Consider the following 16,656-nt stretch of genomic DNA (forward strand, 5'->3'; position numbering starts at 1 on the left):
GCGCGGTGGCAGTGGGAATTGGGCTGAACCTCGGGATAAGGGCCAAACTCAATAGAGAAACACCTGCCTGGAGAGCGCTCATGGCCCTGCATCGTGTCGCCCGTTTCGCCGATGTGCCGGAAAACCGGGGTCTGGAAGTCCGGATCGATGACACCAAAATTGTTTTGCTGCGGGTCGGTGATCAGTTGCGCGCCTTCCAGGGCGAATGCCCTCACGCCGGGGCGCCGCTGGCCGAGGGCGCGTTGTGTCACGGGCGGCTGATCTGTCCGTGGCACAAGGCAGCCTATCGGATCGAGGACGGGGCGCTGTGTGAACCGCCGTCACTGGATGGCCTCATGCGCTACCCGCTGGAAATACGCGACGACGAGGTCTGGGTCGACGATCAACCGATGGTCGACGCCCATACGCCGCCCGCAGACGATGAGCGAACCTTTGTCATCGTCGGTGCGGGCGCCGCAGGTACCGCCGCAGCGGCGGCCTTGCGCGAAAAAGGCTTCGGCGGCCGGATACAACTGATCGACCGGGAAGCCGACGCCGGCTACGACCGCACCGTGCTGAGCAAATTCGTGATCGCCGGGGAGATGCCGCCGGAAGAAATCCCGCCCCTGCGCGACGAAGATTTTTATCGCAAACAACGCATCGAACGCATCCGCGGTGAAGTGGCCAGCCTCAATGCGCCAGACAAAAGCTTAAAACTGACCGACGGCCAAACCCTGAACTACGACGCCGCATTGCTGGCCACTGGCGGTATCCCCAAACCTCTGGAGTTGCCCGGCGCTGACTTGCCGCAGGTCTTTCTGTTGCGTTCGAAAGATCAGGCAGAACGGATTCTCGACGCAGCTAAACCCGGGCAAAAAGCCGTGATCATCGGTGACAGCTTTATTGCCCTGGAATCGGCTTCGGCCCTGCGCACCTACGGCTTGGACGTGACCGTGCTCGCTCGCCATGCCGTGCCTTTCGCGGCGCAATTTGGTGAAACCGTCGGCAAGGCGATCCGCGCCCGGCATGTGGCCAATGGCGTGGTTTTTCATACCGACGGCGAGGTCGCTTCCATCGAAGGCTCAGGCAAGGTCGAAGCGGTGATTCTGGACAATGGCCAGCGTTTATCGGCGGATCTGGTGCTGGTCGGGATTGGCGTCACCCCGGCCACCGCAGTGTTTACCGAGCTGGCCAAGGAAAAAGACCAATCGCTGAAAGTCGACGGCGGCATGCGTGTGAGCGATGGGTTGTGGGCCGTCGGCGATATCGCCACCTTCCCGCTCAACGGCCAGCCGCAACGGATCGAGCACTGGCGCCTGGCGCAACAACAGGCGCGGATCGCGGCCACCAACATGCTGGGCGGCGATGAGCATTACCTCGACGTGCCGTATTTCTGGACCTGGCATTTCGGCAAGAACTACGACTACCTGGGCCATGCCGAGAGTTGGGATGAGGTTGAGTTCAAGGGTGATCCCAATCATCCGCCGTTTATCGGGTTGTTTGGTAAGCACGGGGTGGTGGTGGCGGCGGTGGCCTGCGATGAAGAGCGGGCGATGGCGATGTTGGCGGAGCGGATGAAACAGCCGTTGCCGGTGGATGAGGCGTGGCAGTTGGTGCGAGACCTGAGCTAACAACGACCTTGTGGCGAGGGAGCTTGCTCCCGCTCGTCTGCGCAGCAGACGCAAAATCGGTGACCGCGTTCTATCAGAAAGAGCGCGATTGTCGAGATTGGGAGTCCTTCGGCCTCCAGCGGGAGCAAGCTCCCTCGCCACAGGTGAGTGCAGGCCAGCGTTAGAGATGACTCACCGGCTCTCTGTTTTCGTCATCTTCCGCCGGCAAACGAATCACCAACGGATGTTCCAGCGGCGCCAGCGGTGCGGATTTCAGCGCCGGATCCATCGGGAAGTAGTGAGTGACCACATGGCTGACATCGCCTTCCTGATCATTGTGAATCGTCATCGAGCCCAGGGTGCGCAGCTTTTCCAGACGATCGCCAGTCAACTTGAAACTCTTGCTCAAACCATGATCGTCCACCACCGGTGCCGGCAGGCGACGCTGGGCGTAGCTCTTGCTTTTGCGATGCTGGTAACGCGCCCAGGTAATCAGGATCACCGCGTTCAACAGCGCCACCCACAGATAAATCTGCAACGTGCCGAGGGCGTCAAACACTGACGCATCAATACGCGGGCCGTCGTGAGTATCGATCAGCGGCCACAAGCCGCGCACCAGCAAATACAGCAGACCGATCCAGGCCAGCACCGTGAAGAAGGCATCGATCACGACCAGAAAAGGCCGCTGACGGGTTCTGATGATTTTCATTTGATGACCTCTTCCTCATCGTCCAACGGCTTGATACCCCGGTCCGGACTGACCCAGCGCGCACGTTTCTGATGCTGACCGAACAGCACTTTTGGAAAACTGACCAGCGTTGTAAACAAGCTGACCAACCAGAACATCAAGGGATACCAGACGACCCAGAACATGGTCTTGCCCAGGCCCTTTTCATAACGCCGGTCGATCAGGATGCTGACCGCGAACTGCAACAGGCAGACCATCGCCAGCAGCAACCCGGTAAAGGCCGGCGGCAGCAGGTGGTGCACGGCGATGGCTTCGGGCATTTCGACAAATTTGCCCACGGCCCAGAAAATCACTGACAGCAGGAAAGTGAAGGCCCAACCGGTGGACAAGCAGTATTCGAACAACAGCGGCCACAGGTAGCGATGGCGGTACTGCCAGATGCCGCGAATGTTTTTGAACAACACTTCAGCGCCGCCCTGGGCCCAGCGCAGACGCTGCTTCCACAGGCCGCCGAGGGTTTCCGGCATCAGGATCCAGCACAACGCACGAGGCTCGTAGAAGATGCTCCAGTGATCGAGTTGCAGCTTCCAGCTGATGTCGATGTCTTCGGTGATCATGTCCGGGCTCCAGTAACCTACCCGGTTCAGCGCCGTGCGGCGGAACGCGACGATCACCCCGGAGACGGTAAAAATCCGCCCGAACACCCGTTGTGTGCGCTTGATCAAACCAATGATCGACGAGAATTCACCGACCTGAACCCGACCCACCAGGGTCGAACGGGTGCGGATTCGCGGGTTGCCAGTGACGGCGCCGAGGCGCGCGTTATCGAGCATTGGCGCCACCAGATACGCCGCCGTGTTCGGCGCCAGCAGTGCGTCGCCGTCGATGCACACCAAATACTCGCTGCGCGCCGCGATGGCGCCCATGCGCAAGGCAACGGCTTTGCCCTGGTTCTCCGCCAGGTGCAGCACCCGCAGGCGCGGATCCTGCGCCGCCAAGGCATCGAGCACTTGGGCAGTGTTGTCCTTGGAGCCGTCGTTGATCGCGATCACTTCGATGTTCGGGTAGTGCTGGGCCAGCGCCGCGTGAATGGTGTCGGCGGCGTTGTCGCCTTCGTTGTAACAAGGGATCAGGATCGAAATCAGCGGTTCGCCGGCCAGCGGTGGCGGCAAGGTGTCGTCCTTCCACGGCCAGTGCCGCTCCCAGTGCAGCCAGAAATACAGGCCGCCGGCGATCCACAGCCCGGACATGAACAGGGGATAAAAGAACACGAAGTCCATCAGGAATTGCCCGGTGACCAGGAAGATCAGCCCCAGGGGAATCCCCAGGACGATCGCCAGAACCAGCAGGGCCAGCAGTCTATCCAGCATGTTATGGATTCCACTTGTTGGAGAGCGCGGGCCGCACGGCTTTCAGGTCCGGCTGGTTCTCGAGAAAGTTGTCCGGGTAGTAGCCGAAACTGGTGGCGCCCTGACGCTTGAGGCGGCCCATCCAGTCGCTCAGCTGCGCGCCGTCGATGTCGGAATCGGTTTGCTTGGTCCAGTCCTTGGCCTGCAACTCGAACACCGTGCGCTCAAGCGCGCCGGGGCGGGCCTTGACCGTCGCGACCAACGCTTCGAGCCAGGGCCCGGATTGCGCGTGGCTTTGTTTTTCCATCAGCGGCATGGCCATCGGCGCCGTCCAGTCGTAGGTGCCGAGGAAGTCGTCGAGGTTCTGCGCGAACCACGCTTCGCTCTGGGGATTGAGCATCGGCTCGGCGAAGATATTGCGCGCGGTCAGCACCTGCGGACCGCGAATGGCGCGGACCTTGGCGGTGAGTTCTTTAGTGAAATCGATCAGGTAGCGGCTCTTGAACCGCGTCCAGCGTTGCAGCGTGGCCGGGTCGTCGCGCAGCGTCGCTATCGAGCCTGGCAGGCCGTTGGCGGCGTACACCTTGAGCGCTTCGGGGCCGGCGTCTTCGAAGTCCGACAGCACCGCGTCGTCGTGATAAAGAATGCCGTCGACCGAGGTCAGGCGCGCCACGTCTTCGTAGATTTCGCCGATGATTCGGCGCACGTTCGGGTCGAATGGCGACAGGCGTTTGTACTGGTCCGGGTCCACCGATGTGGTGCCGGTTTTCGGGTCCCAACGCGTCACCCGCGGCAGGTTCGCATCCAGGGCAAAACTCAGCACCGGCATCCAGGCAAACACTTTGACGTGAGCGCGGGTGCGCAACTGCCAGGCCACGCGGTCGAAGATGTCGGCGCGTACCGGCAAGTGACGGTTGGGGAAGTACAGCGAGTGCACCAGGCCATCGCCTTGCGGGTCGGCGAAGGCTTGCAGGAATACGGTGTTGGCGCCCATGTCGGCCATGCGCTGGATCAGCTTGCCGAGGTTGATTTCCTGCTGCGCCGGGTCGGCGTCGTAGACGTTATCCAGATCCACATGCACTACACGCATCGGCGATTCGGCCTGCACCGAGACGATGCTGTTGGCGAAATGCTCGCCGTCCGGGTCCGAGGCCACCAGGAAGCGCGGGCTGCTCATCAGGTTGTCGAGGGCATCGAGGCCGTCGTCCAGGGTCAGGGCCATTTTATAGCCCTGCTCGCTGACCACTTGCAGCGAAGTGCCGTCCGCCGCGCCGTAAGGCCAGACCCAGACTCGCGGTTTGTAACCGGTCACTTTGCGGATCTTCTCGGTGATCGCCGCGACGTCGCTGCGCATCCGCGCCTGGAACTCGGCTTCGGTTTCGTAGCGACCCGCGAGCGCGTCGTAGCGACGGGTCGCGGCGGCCGGTTGCAGGTTGCCTTGCGGGTTGGCCAATACGCCTTTGTGGCTGGCATCGGTGTGCGCGGCGATTTCCACCAGCCCGGATTTGGAGATTTCCCGAATCTGCTCCCAGGTCAGGAAGTCCGAACGCTGGCGTGGTGTGCCGGCGAAATCCACCGGTTGGTTCAGCGGCGTATCAATCCACACCCCGACCGGCGCCAGTAACGCGTGCCAGTTGTAGGCGCGCAGCACCGGCATCACGCGGGTGTAGAAGCTCGAATAACCATCGTCGAAACTCAGCAGAATCGCCCTGGGCGGCAGCTCCGGACCACCGTTGCGCGCGGCGATGATCTGGTCGACGGTGACCGGTTTGTAGTTGTTCTCCCTTAACCAGGCAAGCTGCTCGATCATGCGTTCGGTGCGCACGGCCACCACGGCTTGATCGGGGTCGCGGTCTTCGACGTCGTGGTAGGCAATCCCCAGCACATGGTTTTTCGGCCACGGCTTTTCGTTGGCCGGCACCGGGCGCTCGGACGGCGGTGTAAACGCCGGGGCTTGCTGGGCACAGGCGCTGACCAGCAGCGCTCCCAGCAGAAGGATGAAACGCGAGATAAAAGGCATCTTCAAACTCTTCTAGAAGCGGTAAGTGAGGTCGACGAGCAGGCGCAGATCGGTTTCGCGGTCGCCGTCGTAGGGCCGGTTGATCACGGTCAACAAGCCGCCCACCTCGAACACGTCGTTCCAGCTGTAGCGCTGGCCGTAGCCCAGCAGGCCAATGCCGCCAGTACCGTGATCGCGCTGGCTGTAGGTACCCGCACCGGCCTGGAATTGCTGGCTCCAGGCCGTTTCGTAGCGGCGATACAGCACGTGGTTGACGTTCACCGTCGGCAGCACGCTGAAGTCGGATTTGGGGTTGAAGTACGGCACGTCTTCGGACGCGGAGTTGTGGCTGGTGCCGACTTCCAGGCCGAGGTCGACTTGCACTTTCGGCGCGGTATAGACGCCCTCGCGCCCGGTCAACAACGCTTCAACGCGATTGTTGCCGTCGCTGAAATGCGACGGGCTGACCGCCAGTTTCCATTCGCGGCTTTCATTGGCGCGCCAGCGGATAAACCCGCTGCCGCCGTTGGCCGTGACGTCGCTGTTCAAGGCCCGCAACGGGGTATCCGCCGAGAGATAAGCGACGCTGCCGCCGTACTGCCAGTGGTCATCGATATCGCGAGCAATCGACAGCCGCGCGCCCTGCTTGTTGCCGTAGCCGAAGTTGTGATTGGAGACTTCCGCTTCCAGGGTCATGTCACGGGTGCGGCGCTCGACGCCGAGCCGTTGGGTGCGATCACGCCCGGTGCCTTCCTGGAAATCACCGGTGGCGTAACCGACACCGGCAAACACGCGCCAGTCTTCTTCGATAGGCGGGCTGTAGAGCACGGTTTCGATGCCGAAATCCTTGCTGCCCGATACAGCACCGGCGCCGCTGCTGCCACCGCCATAACTCTTGCCGCCGTAGCTCTGCACCCGCAGCTCGGCCATGTCATGCACCTCACGCTGACGCTGCAAACGCTGGACTTGACGGTTGTCGGGGAAACGCGCGGCCACGTCGTCGGTCAACGCATCCATCTGCCGCCACTCCTGCAAATCCATCGCGGTGTGGGCCTGGGCCACTTCGAGGCCCGTGTCCCGGGGCACCATGCTCTCGGTTTCCTTGAGTTGCAATTCCGCGCGGCGTGGCCAGTCCCGGGCCAGGTACAGATCGGCCTGGGCCAGGCGCAAACCGATGTTGCCCGGCGCCTGATCGACCAAGGTCTGCAAGCGCTGCTCGCCGGACGGCAGGTCGGCGCCGTAGGTCCCGGCCTGGGCGGCGAGTTGCTGCGCGTCCATCCATTCATCGTTGGGATTGCCCACCGGCAAACCCTTGAGTTCGACCCGTGGTTTCTGGGCTTTTGCCAGGTCCTCGGCGACCTTGCGTGCTTCGTCGGCCTTATCGCTTTCGAGCAGCGCGTAATACAGCGCGGTGCTGTCTTCGAGGCGATCGCCGACATCGGCGTCCGACGCGACCAGCACCTGGCGATAGAGGTCGGCGGCGATTTCCGGCTGACGCTGGTCCAGGTAGGACGACGCCACCCAGCGCAGGGCATAGGTCGGAATCTTCACCCCTTCGCCGATCAACGTCTGGTATTCGCTGATCACGTCGGCGGTGCGCGCCCGGGCCTTGAGCGCGCCCATGCGGTCGATGCGCCAGCGGGTGACGTCGTCGTGGGCTGTCGGGTTCGGGGTCCAGGTGGCGAGCAATTGGTCGTAGTCGGCCAGTGCCCGATCAGCGATGACATAGCGTTCTTTTTCGCTGCGGGTGGCCAGTTCCGCCAGGCGCACGCGCTCGGCAGCCAGGTCGCCTTCGATAAGGCGCAGATGCACCGGATCGATCAGTCCCGGCCGTTGCTTGGCCAGGCGCAAGGCCGGTTCCGGCAGGCGCGCGCGTTGCAGGGCAAACACGTATTCGCGGGCGACGTCAGGCTTGCTGCCGGCGCGGATGAAGGCCTGGTCGTATTCAAACAGTGCGTCGTAATGTTTGCCGGCACGGGTCAAGGCATAGGCCAGCGCCAGACGCCGGGCAGGGTCGTCCGGTTTGGCGGCCACCAGGGCTTTGGTGCGAGTCACGGCTTCGTCGGGTTTGCCGGCGTCAGCCTGGGTCAGGGCCAGTCCGAGTTGCAGGTCCGGGTTCTGTGGCTCCAGCGCCAGGGCCTTGTTGTAGACCTTGGTCGCCGAGTCCCAACGCTTGAGGTTGCGATAGGCCCGCGCGGTGGCGGTCAGTGCCTGAATCGGCAGCGCCCGGTTGCGGCCCTGGGTTTCATAGACCTGCACCACTTCGGCGTCCAGGCCGGCCCAATTGGCGATCTGCAAGTGATCGCTGACCTGGCCGGCAGTGGCCTGGTTCAGCGGCACCTGACGCAGTACGGTCAGTGCAGGCGCGTAATTGCCCGCCCGGGCATCGCGGACCATCTGGTCGTAAGGCGTGTCGGCAAACGCCAGCGCCGGCCAGAGCAACTGGCTGCACAGCGCCACGCGAAACAACGGGCGTAAGCCACGATGAATAAAGGGACCTGCAAAACGCGGCATTCGTCAGCATCCTTCCACGGCCAGCCGGGTCGCAATGCCCCCTTGCCCATTCGTACGGAAAGCCGGATCGACAGGACCCAGCCAGCTTGTCGGGGCGCAGTCTTGCACGCGTAGGGAGCCCGCTCTTAAGAACGCAATATTTATTCAGAATCGTAATATCACTTGGCCCTGATCAAACGCCGGACAGCAAAACGCCCGACGTCTGCGTTGCGCAGAGGCCGGGCGTTCGGGGTACAGCCCTTGGTTTTACTGGACTTGCCCAGCACCACCGAGTTTGCTCATCACGAAGCTGACAAACTGCTCGACGGTCATCTTCTGGCCGTTGAATTCCACCTGATTGTTGGCGTAATGCAGTTTGGTGACGACGTTGGTGCCGTCCAGTTTGGCCAGTTGCGTGCCCACGGCCATGCTGCTGAACATGTCGCTGGTGGCCGTGGCCTGATCGGCGATGACCTTGGCGTCGGTCTGGCCATCGGCTTGCGCCTGGACGCTGAGCAGGTCAACGAGCATTGGCTTGGACACTTGCAGATTGAGGTCCAGCAGCGCGATCAACTGACGGACCAATTGATCCGGCGGCAGGTCCATGGAAGCTGGCTTGGTCAGGTCGACCACCAGGTTGGCGCGGCTTTCACCGTTGGCGGTGTTGAACGACAGGTTTTCCAGCGCAAACTGCGGACCGGCGGCCAGCAGTTTTTCCAGGCCGGCCTTGACCTGTGTTTCTTCTTCCGGGGTCAGGTTCAGCTCGGGGGCCGGCAGACCGGCGGCAGCGGCTTCAGTGGCAGCCTTCTCATACGGCTGCAGCTTGGTCTGGTAAATCTGCATCAGCGACATCGTCGACGGGATGTCGAGGTTCTTCAGGCTCATGGCCATCTGTGCCGAACCGACGGTTTTGCCGTTGAACGTGATTTCGCCCACCTTGTAATCGGCACGCCCGGAAGCGCTGGTGCCCGATTCTTCGGTGTGGTTCTTCATTTCGAATTTGTTGACGCCGACGATCGACTGCTTGGGACCGAACGTGGTCTTGCTGCTGGTCAGCTCGAGGGTGTTTTCACCGGTGTAGTAGCCGTAGGTGCTTTTGACCAGGTTGCTGGCCAGGGTCAGACCGTTCAGCTCGACCGTCACCGGCGCCTGATCTTCAGACACTGTGGTCAGCTTCAGGCTGTCCATGTAGCCGTTGGCCTTGACCTTCTGGGCCTGGGCGCTGGCGTCGACGTCCATGTTCAGGCCGGAGAACTTCAGGCTGGACTTGTCATCCAGCGCCACTTCCAGCGGCAGCAATTCGAAATTGCCGTTGGTGGAGTTGTCGTAACCGATGTTGACCACGCCTTTGACCGGCGATTGGCCGTTAGCCGCGGCGAACCATTTTTCCGTGGTCGGGGTCTTTTCCAGCTCGAAGTGGTTGGTGGCCATGACCGGCAACCATTTCAACGAAGCCAGGCGCGAAAACGGCAGCGGGCCGTGTTCGACACGGTCGACGAAGAGCAATTCGACCGGCGCGCCGCCGAACATCTCGCCTTCGCCCTTGAGGCGGTAATGCGCGGTGCTGCTGAACACGCCACGTTCCACGGACACCAGTTCCAGGGTCGCCGTGCCATTGGAGCCGACCAGCGCGGTTTGCAGTTCTTTGTTGGCGTCTACAACCGAGGCGTTGAGCACGCCTTCCAGTTTAGTGCCGGTGTACCAGGCACCGCCGGCGCTGATGGCACCTATGGCGACGACAATCCCAAGAAGCACGCCTGCTGATTTATTCATGAATTACCCGATCAATGTCCGTTGTTGAAAAAGTGGTCGTCTTCCCTGAACCCATGACGGGTCGTGGTCACGACTGCGCAAAAGTGCGGTGGAGATTAGCATTTGCTGGGCGGGAGGGCTTAATGATTAAAGGTGAAAGAGTGTCTATGGACAGGTGGCGGGGGTCGAGAGTTTCAGCAGTCATGAAAACGCCTTCGCGGGCAAGTCGAATCGTCGCACCGCTCGCTCCTACAGAAGATTGCGATCCCCTGTAGGAGCGAGCGGTGCGACTTGCCCGCGAAGGCGTCAGTCCAGCCGACAAAAATTATGAATACTGCACTTCAATCTCATCCAACTGATGATCAAAGTTTTTAAGCCGCGCCGTCCACGTATAGACCAGCACTTCAAAATCCCGATTGATCACCGCCCCGCCCGTGATTTCCGCACGCGGGTCGTAGAAGTCCAGTTGATAGCGTTCGCGGATCAATAATAAAACGGTTTCTCTGTTAAGGACCCGTCCTCATTGAGTATCTTACGACCTACAGTTACATCCAGTAACTTTGAATAGGAAATCGAAAGGTTTTTTGAATAAGTAGTCCAATAAATAGTTAATGTTCCATTGGCTGCGGAGACAAATGTTCCAGTTCGTTTTGAACCGGTATCGCCAGGCCTCGTACTCGCAACTTCGTGAAGCTCCAGAGCAGCGCCTGATGAGACATTTTTGAAGGAATTGTCACTGAAAGCCATGATAATTGCTCCTGCGTGGTTAGGAGCGTACATGATCACTTTCTGTAAAAAAGTAATCATCTGTCATATTTGACAGTTTTTTATATTTTTTTCTAATTAAAGGTTCATTCCCTATTCCGGAATTACTCATGAATACTGCACTTCAATCTCATCCAACTGATGATCAAAGCTTTTAAGCCGCGCCGTCCACGTATAGACCAGCACTTCAAAATCCCGATTGATCACTGCCCCGCCCGTGATTTCCGCACGTGGGTCGCAGAAGTCCAGTTGATAGCGTTCGCGGGCCATGGCGTTGGCGACGTCGGAGAGTTCGCGGGCGTTGTTGAGCCAGTGCCAGCCTTCTTCGGTGACTTGCTTATCGAGGGCCAGGCATTGGGTTTTCAGGGCTTCGAGGCTTTTTTCCAGCGGCGTGCCGGTGAGTTCGCCCATAACTTCCTGGAACGTGCGCCCCGGTTGCCAGTAGCTGCCCCAGAAATAGCGGTCGAACACGGTTTCGACCCGGCGCAGCGCGACCTTGGTGTCCCAAATGAGCACCAGGGTTTTGCCTTGTTCGAGGTGTCTTCGTTTGATGCGCGTGCCCTGGACCGAAGCCCAGGCGACCACGACGATGGACATCACGGCAATCAGTGCCGCCGCGCTGTCGAGGAACACCAGCGCCTTGTCGATCTGGTGGGCGAGCATGATGCCGTAGAAATAGGTGGCCGACAGCAACACCAATGCCGCAATAGCGCACCAGAAGCCGGGAGCATATGGGTTTTTCATTATTAGAGTCCCCATGACCAACGCGAGCCTTGATTAACGGGATCGTCACGCGACCCCGTCAACTCAAAGCATAGCAACGGCCTCAGGGTTTGCCGGGCTGTGACGCTTGCGTTCGTCCGCTTTCCCAACCACCGCCCAGTGCGAGGAACAAATCGATCTGGCTCATGGCAACCTGGGTGTTGGCCGCTGCCAGTTGTGCTGTGACATCGGTGTAGGTGCGGGTGGCTTGCAGGTCGGCCAGGAACGACGCGCGGCCAGCCTGGAAGAAGCGGTGGGTCTGGTCCGCCGCCAGTTGTGCCGACTGCTCGGCATCGGCTAGGGCATCCCGGCGTTGCAGCAGCGCGGAGTACTGGGCGAGGCCGGTCTGGGTCTCGCGGATCGCGTTGAGCACCACGCCGTCGAAGTGCGCCAGCGCGCCTTGGGTCGAGGCTTCGGCTTCGCGGATTCGGGCGCGGGAGCCGTTGGATGGCACGGTCCAGCTCAGCAATGGGCCGAAGCCCCAGCGATTGGCCGACGGTTTGCCGAGGTTTTCCAGCAGGCCGACGGTGCCGATGGACGCGCCGATGCTGATGTCCGGGTACAACTCGCCGGTGGCGATGCCGATGCCGGCGGTCGCGGCGGCCAAACGGCGCTCGGCCTGACGCACATCCGGCCGGCGTTTGAGCAGCGTGGCGCCGTCACCGACCGGCAACAATTGCGCAATCTTCGGCAGTTCGGCGCAGCTGTCGGTGCCTGCCGGCAGTTGATCCAGCGGTGTGGCCAAGAGCATCGACAAACGGAACAACCCGGCCTGACGGGACGCTTCATAGCGCGGCATGTCGGCGCGCAAGGATTTGAATTGGGTTTGCGAGCGAGTGACCTGGGTTTCATCGCCACGCCCGGCATCACGCAGACGTTGGGTCAGGGTGGTGCTCTGGGCTTGCAGATCAAGGGAGTGCTGGGCGATTTCCCGCTCTTCATTAGCTGCGCAGACTTGGGTGTAGGCCCGAACCACGTCGGCCACCAGCGTGATGCGCGCCGTATCCGCAGCGGCTTGCGTGGCGTCGGCGTTGGCCTTGGCCGCCTCGATCCCACGCTGCAAGGTGCCGAACAGGTCGAATTGATAAGACGTGGTAATGCCAATGTCCCCGACGTTGGCCACCGGTACTTTTTCCGGCAGCAGGAACGCTTCGCCGGACTCCTGCAAACGCTGGGCGCCCATCTTCACGCCGCCGCTCCAGCCGCCCGCTGCTTGCGCTTCATCGACCTGCGCACGGGCCCGGGACAGGTTCGCCGCTGCCACGCGCAAATCGGTGTTGGTGGTCATGGCCTGCTGCACCAATTGATCGAGACGCGGATCCTGATACAAGCGCCACCAATCGCCAGGCACCGGCGCTGAAACGACATCTTTGCCGTTTGCCGCCAGATTGCCCTGCAAATCTTCGCGGTGCACAGCGGCGTCGTCCGGCAAATGATAATCCGGCCCGACCACCTGACACGCCGACAGCAACAGGCCTAACCCGGCCACCGCCAAAGCCGAGGCTTTGCTCATTTCGCCGGCTCCTCGGTCTTGTCATCAATGATCGACACCGTCGCGGTGCGCCCGGCAATCATGCGGAAATCCGCAGGGACGTCGTCGAAGGCGATCCGTACCGGAATCCGCTGCGCCAGCCGCACCCAACTGAACGCCGGGTTGACGTTGGGCAACAGGTTGCTGCCACTGCTGCGGTCGCGGTCTTCAATACCGGCGACGATGCTTTCGACGTGCCCGCGCAAGCGAGCGCGGTCGCCGATCACCCGGATATCCACGCCTTGGCCAACGTGAATGCCGTCCAGTTTGGTTTCTTCGAAATAGCCGTCGATGTGGAACGAGTTGCTGTCCACCACCGACAACACCGGGCGCCCGGCGGTGACGAATTCCTGGGCGCGGGGCGCACGGTCGTTGATGTAGCCGTCCACCGGGCTGCGGATGGTCGAGCGGTCGAGGTTGAGCTGGGCGCTGTCCACCGTCACCAGCGCTTCGGACAAGGCCGATTGCGCGCGGGCGACTTTCGACAGGCTTTCTTCCAGTTGCTCGCCCGGCACCAGATTGCCGAGGCCACGGTTACGCTTGGCCTCGCGCTGGGCCTGGGCCAGGGTTTCTTCGCGGTCGGCCACGGCGGCTTTCGCCTGGCGCAGGGCCAGTTTGAAACGGTCCTGGTCGATGCTGAACAGCACTTGGCCGCGTTGCACCAACTGGTTGTCGCGCACTTGCACTTGCTGGATCAGCCCGGACACGTCCGGGGCGATTTGCACGATGTCGGCACGGATGTGGCCGTCCCGGGTCCAGGGCGCGAACATGTAGTACATCACCATGCGCCAGACCACGACGACGGCGAAGGACACGATCAGCAGGGTCAGCAGCACGCGACCAATGGTCAAAAAAGGTTTTTTCATGTCATCAGGTATCGACTGAGTGAGTCCACGGCGCCGAGCAGCAAAGCGTAGAGAGCCACGTTGAACAATGCCCGGTGCCAGACCAGACGGTAAAAGTGCAGGCGCGTGAGCACCCCGTGCACCAACAGGTAAAACAGGTAGGTAATGCCCATCAGCACCAGCAGCGTGGGCAGGAACACCCCGCTGATATCCAGATCACCGATCATAAAGGCGCTCCATCGATGCCATGGGGAAGCGGTTCTTCGAGTGCGCCCGTGCCGACGAATTCAACCCCGGGCAACAAGGCCAGGCGCAGTCCGCTCAAGGCGTGCAGCAAATGTAGCCGGGCTTCGTCATCGCACTCGCTGTTGAGGGCGCGACGGGTGCGGTCGAGGGTCATCAGCAACGGGCTCGGTGCCGGCAAACGCTCGCCAGCCTTGAGGCAGGCCTTGAAGTACTCGCCGACTTCCGCCACCACTTGATGCAACAGCACTTGCGGCACGCCGAGCACCCGCGGGGTATAGGCGAGCAGGTCGAGCAGGTTCAGCGCCACGCGCACTTCGCGCAGGGCGACGCCAGTGTCCTGGCCGATCAGGCCCAGACGCGGCAAGTGCTGCATCAGCCGATCAAGCATCTGCACGCCAAGCTTGCGGTGTTCGGACAAGGTCGCCGGTTCGGTGAGGCTGACGATGTCGCGCCAGCTGAAACGGGTCAGGCGTTTGGCCGCCAGTTCTGCGCCGAACGGTCGGGCAATCAACGTCCAGACAAAGGCGAACAACAAGCCAATCGGCCCGGCCAGGTTGGAGTTGGAGAAACTGAGGAAGTCCGCGTCGTAGGCGCCCTGGATGCTGATGAACGACGAGGTGTTCACCAGCGTCAGCAGCATTCCCAGGTAAAACTGCGGCTTGACCGTCAGCGTGCCAATGCAGATAAACGGCACCGCAAACGCGAGCACCAGCATCGGAAAATCGTGCAGGTTCGGCAGCACCAGAAACAGATAAAGACTGGCGAACAACACCGACATCGCCGTCCAGAAAAAGAACCGGAAGATCTGCGGCGCCGGGTCGTCCATCGAAGCGAAGAAGCTGCACGCCACCGCCGCCAGAATCACCGCGCTGCCGCCGTCGGTCCAGCCGAGCAGGATCCACAGCACCGAGGCGACAATGATTGCGCTGACTGTCGACAAGGCCGAATAGAGCATCAGCCCACGGTCGAGAAACGGCGTCAGGCGACCGAGGCGCCAGTGCCGATACACCGCGCGCCAACTGTCCTGGCTTTCGCACTGGATGGCGTATTGCAGGCTGCGGCAGTCCTGCCACAAATCGATCCACTCGCCGAGGCGATACAAGGCGTTGGAAAACAGCAACTGCTTGCGATCGTCCAGCGCCTCGGCACTCGGTTGCAACGCGTCGATTTGATCCTTCAGCGCTTGCCAGCGTTCGAGATCAGCATCTTTGTGTTCAAGCCATTCGGTGGTCGCGGTCAGCAGCGGCGCGAACTTATCCACAAGCTCGGGAGTGCGGCGTTCGAGGGCATAGAGCGCGTCATCCAGGGCATCGATCACCGGCAGCAGGTGGATCATTCGCCCGCGCAGTTCCTTGGTGTTGCGTACCGTTTGCGGCCGCGCGCCTTCGTGGGGCAACTGGCCGATCATCAATTCCAGGCTGTTGAAGGTCGTGACCATGGCTGAACGCAAAGCGCTGACTTCTTCCGGTTTCACCTCGCGAGTGAGGAAACGCAGGCTGTAGGTCGAGGCATCGGTGAACCATTTATTCACCGAATCGTTGAACACCGGCGCCAGCCGCCGAGGCCAGAACATGGCGCCGACCACCGCGGCGACGGCGATGCCGAGGAAGATTTCTTCGGTCCGCGCTTCGGCGATGTCCCACACCGCCAGCGGATTATCCAGCACCGGCAAAGCGATTAGCGGCAAGGTGTAACCGGCGAGCATCAAGGCGTAGCTGTTGGCGGTGCGCAAGTGCAGGGACAGGAACAGCAACGTCCCGGTCCACAACGCGATAATCACCACCAGCACCCACGGGCTCTGCACGAACATCGGCACAAAAAACACCGCCGCCGCCGCGCCCATGAACGTGCCCACCGCACGGTACAGCGCCTTGGAACTGGTCGGGCCGACAAACGGGCTGGAAACGATATACACCGTGGCCATCGCCCAATACGGACGCGGCATCTGCATGAGCATGGCGATGTACAACGCGATCATCGACGCGGCGAAAGTACGCACACCGTAGAACCAGTCCCGCGCCGGGGGAACGCCTGTCCAGAAACCGCTCAAGGGTGGATCACCAGCGGTGGATTGGCGGCTTCAAAGGCTCGCAACACACGCAATGCCGCTTCCAGATCACTCTGGTCGATGCCTTCCAGCACCTCATGACGCAAACGCACCAACTCGACTTCCACCGCTTGCACCAGCTCGCGACCGGTGTCGGTCAGGCTCAGGCATTTGGCGCGCCGGTCGTGGGCGTCTTCAGTGCGGCGCACATAGCCGGAGTTGCACAACTGATCGAGCAACCGCACCAGGGACGGACTCTCCATCCCCGCCGCCTGCGCCACCGTCACCTGCCGCACACCCTCCCCCAAACGCCCGATCATCAACAACGGGACGGCGCAGGCTTCGGAGATTCCATAATTGACCAGCGTGGTCTGGCAGATCTTCCGCCAATGCCTGGCGGCCACCACCATGGCACTGCTGATGTTCATCTGGAGAGCGTCGAGGTTTTTTGGCACGGGGGAATGACACACTGTTAGTTTGCTAACTATCAATATCGCATTCGAGGGAAAGGGTGGTCAAGTTTTGAAACAAATTCGTGGAAGGGCATCACGCATGGTCCAGGCATGAATCGCCGTAGCATTCGGAACCGC

The 16,656-nt window shown here is 61.3% G+C and carries 13 protein-coding genes and 1 pseudogene; 1 reads left to right on the plus strand and 13 read right to left on the minus strand.

Features of this window, described 5'->3' with window-relative positions:
* Positions 1 to 80 precede the first annotated feature (80 nt).
* Positions 81 to 1,610, plus strand: coding sequence for an FAD-dependent oxidoreductase (locus HKK52_RS19600; RefSeq protein WP_169372192.1), 1,530 nt, complete (start codon positions 81 to 83; stop codon positions 1,608 to 1,610).
* Between the two features lie 160 nt (positions 1,611 to 1,770).
* Here HKK52_RS19600 and pgaD read toward each other — a convergent pair whose 3' ends face one another.
* The 13 genes and pseudogenes from pgaD to HKK52_RS19665 all read right to left on the minus strand — a co-directional run bounded on the left by pgaD (position 1,771) and on the right by HKK52_RS19665 (position 16,494).
* Entirely contained in the window at positions 1,771 to 2,298 is a 528-nt protein-coding gene (gene pgaD, locus HKK52_RS19605; protein WP_169372193.1) for a poly-beta-1,6-N-acetyl-D-glucosamine biosynthesis protein PgaD, read from the minus strand.
* On the minus strand, positions 2,295 to 3,647 hold the full coding sequence (pgaC, locus tag HKK52_RS19610; RefSeq protein ID WP_169372194.1) for a poly-beta-1,6-N-acetyl-D-glucosamine synthase: 1,353 nt from the start codon (positions 3,645 to 3,647) through the stop codon (positions 2,295 to 2,297). Before pgaC ends, pgaD begins: the two co-directional genes overlap by 4 nt.
* A 1-nt stretch (position 3,648) precedes the next feature.
* On the minus strand, positions 3,649 to 5,646 hold the full coding sequence (gene pgaB, locus HKK52_RS19615; RefSeq protein WP_169372195.1) for a poly-beta-1,6-N-acetyl-D-glucosamine N-deacetylase PgaB: 1,998 nt from the start codon (positions 5,644 to 5,646) through the stop codon (positions 3,649 to 3,651).
* A gap of 12 nt (positions 5,647 to 5,658) precedes the next feature.
* Entirely contained in the window at positions 5,659 to 8,139 is a 2,481-nt protein-coding gene (gene pgaA / locus HKK52_RS19620) for a poly-beta-1,6 N-acetyl-D-glucosamine export porin PgaA (protein ID WP_169372196.1), read from the minus strand.
* 246 nt (positions 8,140 to 8,385) lie between these two features.
* Positions 8,386 to 9,891 carry a YdgA family protein gene (locus HKK52_RS19625; RefSeq protein ID WP_169372197.1) on the minus strand — a complete coding sequence of 502 codons (1,506 nt, stop codon included), beginning with the start codon at positions 9,889 to 9,891 and terminating at the stop codon, positions 8,386 to 8,388.
* A 304-nt stretch (positions 9,892 to 10,195) separates the two neighbouring features.
* Positions 10,196 to 10,357 (minus strand): annotated as a pseudogene (locus HKK52_RS19630) (NADH:ubiquinone oxidoreductase subunit N); the annotation flags it as partial.
* Complete coding sequence (locus tag HKK52_RS19635) at positions 10,354 to 10,617, minus strand: hypothetical protein (protein WP_169372198.1); 264 nt, start codon at positions 10,615 to 10,617, stop codon at positions 10,354 to 10,356. The gene HKK52_RS19635 and the pseudogene HKK52_RS19630, both read right to left, overlap by 4 nt.
* 126 nt (positions 10,618 to 10,743) lie before the next feature.
* Positions 10,744 to 11,379, minus strand: a complete 636-nt coding sequence (locus HKK52_RS19640; RefSeq protein ID WP_149661548.1) for an NADH:ubiquinone oxidoreductase subunit N — start codon at positions 11,377 to 11,379, stop codon at positions 10,744 to 10,746.
* Positions 11,380 to 11,461: 82 nt separating this feature from the next.
* A complete protein-coding gene (locus HKK52_RS19645; RefSeq protein WP_169372199.1) occupies positions 11,462 to 12,910 on the minus strand; it encodes an efflux transporter outer membrane subunit in 1,449 nt (482 codons plus the stop codon).
* Entirely contained in the window at positions 12,907 to 13,794 is an 888-nt protein-coding gene (locus tag HKK52_RS19650) for an efflux RND transporter periplasmic adaptor subunit (protein ID WP_123516005.1), read from the minus strand. Before HKK52_RS19650 ends, HKK52_RS19645 begins: the two co-directional genes overlap by 4 nt.
* Positions 13,791 to 14,000 carry a DUF1656 domain-containing protein gene (locus HKK52_RS19655; RefSeq protein WP_054050271.1) on the minus strand — a complete coding sequence of 70 codons (210 nt, stop codon included), beginning with the start codon at positions 13,998 to 14,000 and terminating at the stop codon, positions 13,791 to 13,793. Before HKK52_RS19655 ends, HKK52_RS19650 begins: the two co-directional genes overlap by 4 nt.
* Positions 13,997 to 16,069 (minus strand): FUSC family protein, encoded by a 2,073-nt coding sequence (locus tag HKK52_RS19660; protein ID WP_169372200.1) that lies wholly within the window; start codon positions 16,067 to 16,069, stop codon positions 13,997 to 13,999. The genes HKK52_RS19655 and HKK52_RS19660 overlap by 4 nt, the downstream gene beginning before the upstream one ends.
* Entirely contained in the window at positions 16,066 to 16,494 is a 429-nt protein-coding gene (locus HKK52_RS19665; protein WP_169372201.1) for a MarR family winged helix-turn-helix transcriptional regulator, read from the minus strand. Before HKK52_RS19665 ends, HKK52_RS19660 begins: the two co-directional genes overlap by 4 nt.
* Positions 16,495 to 16,656: the final 162 nt, after the last annotated feature.

The organism is Pseudomonas sp. ADAK2, assembly GCF_012935755.1.
GTDB lineage: Bacteria > Pseudomonadota > Gammaproteobacteria > Pseudomonadales > Pseudomonadaceae > Aquipseudomonas.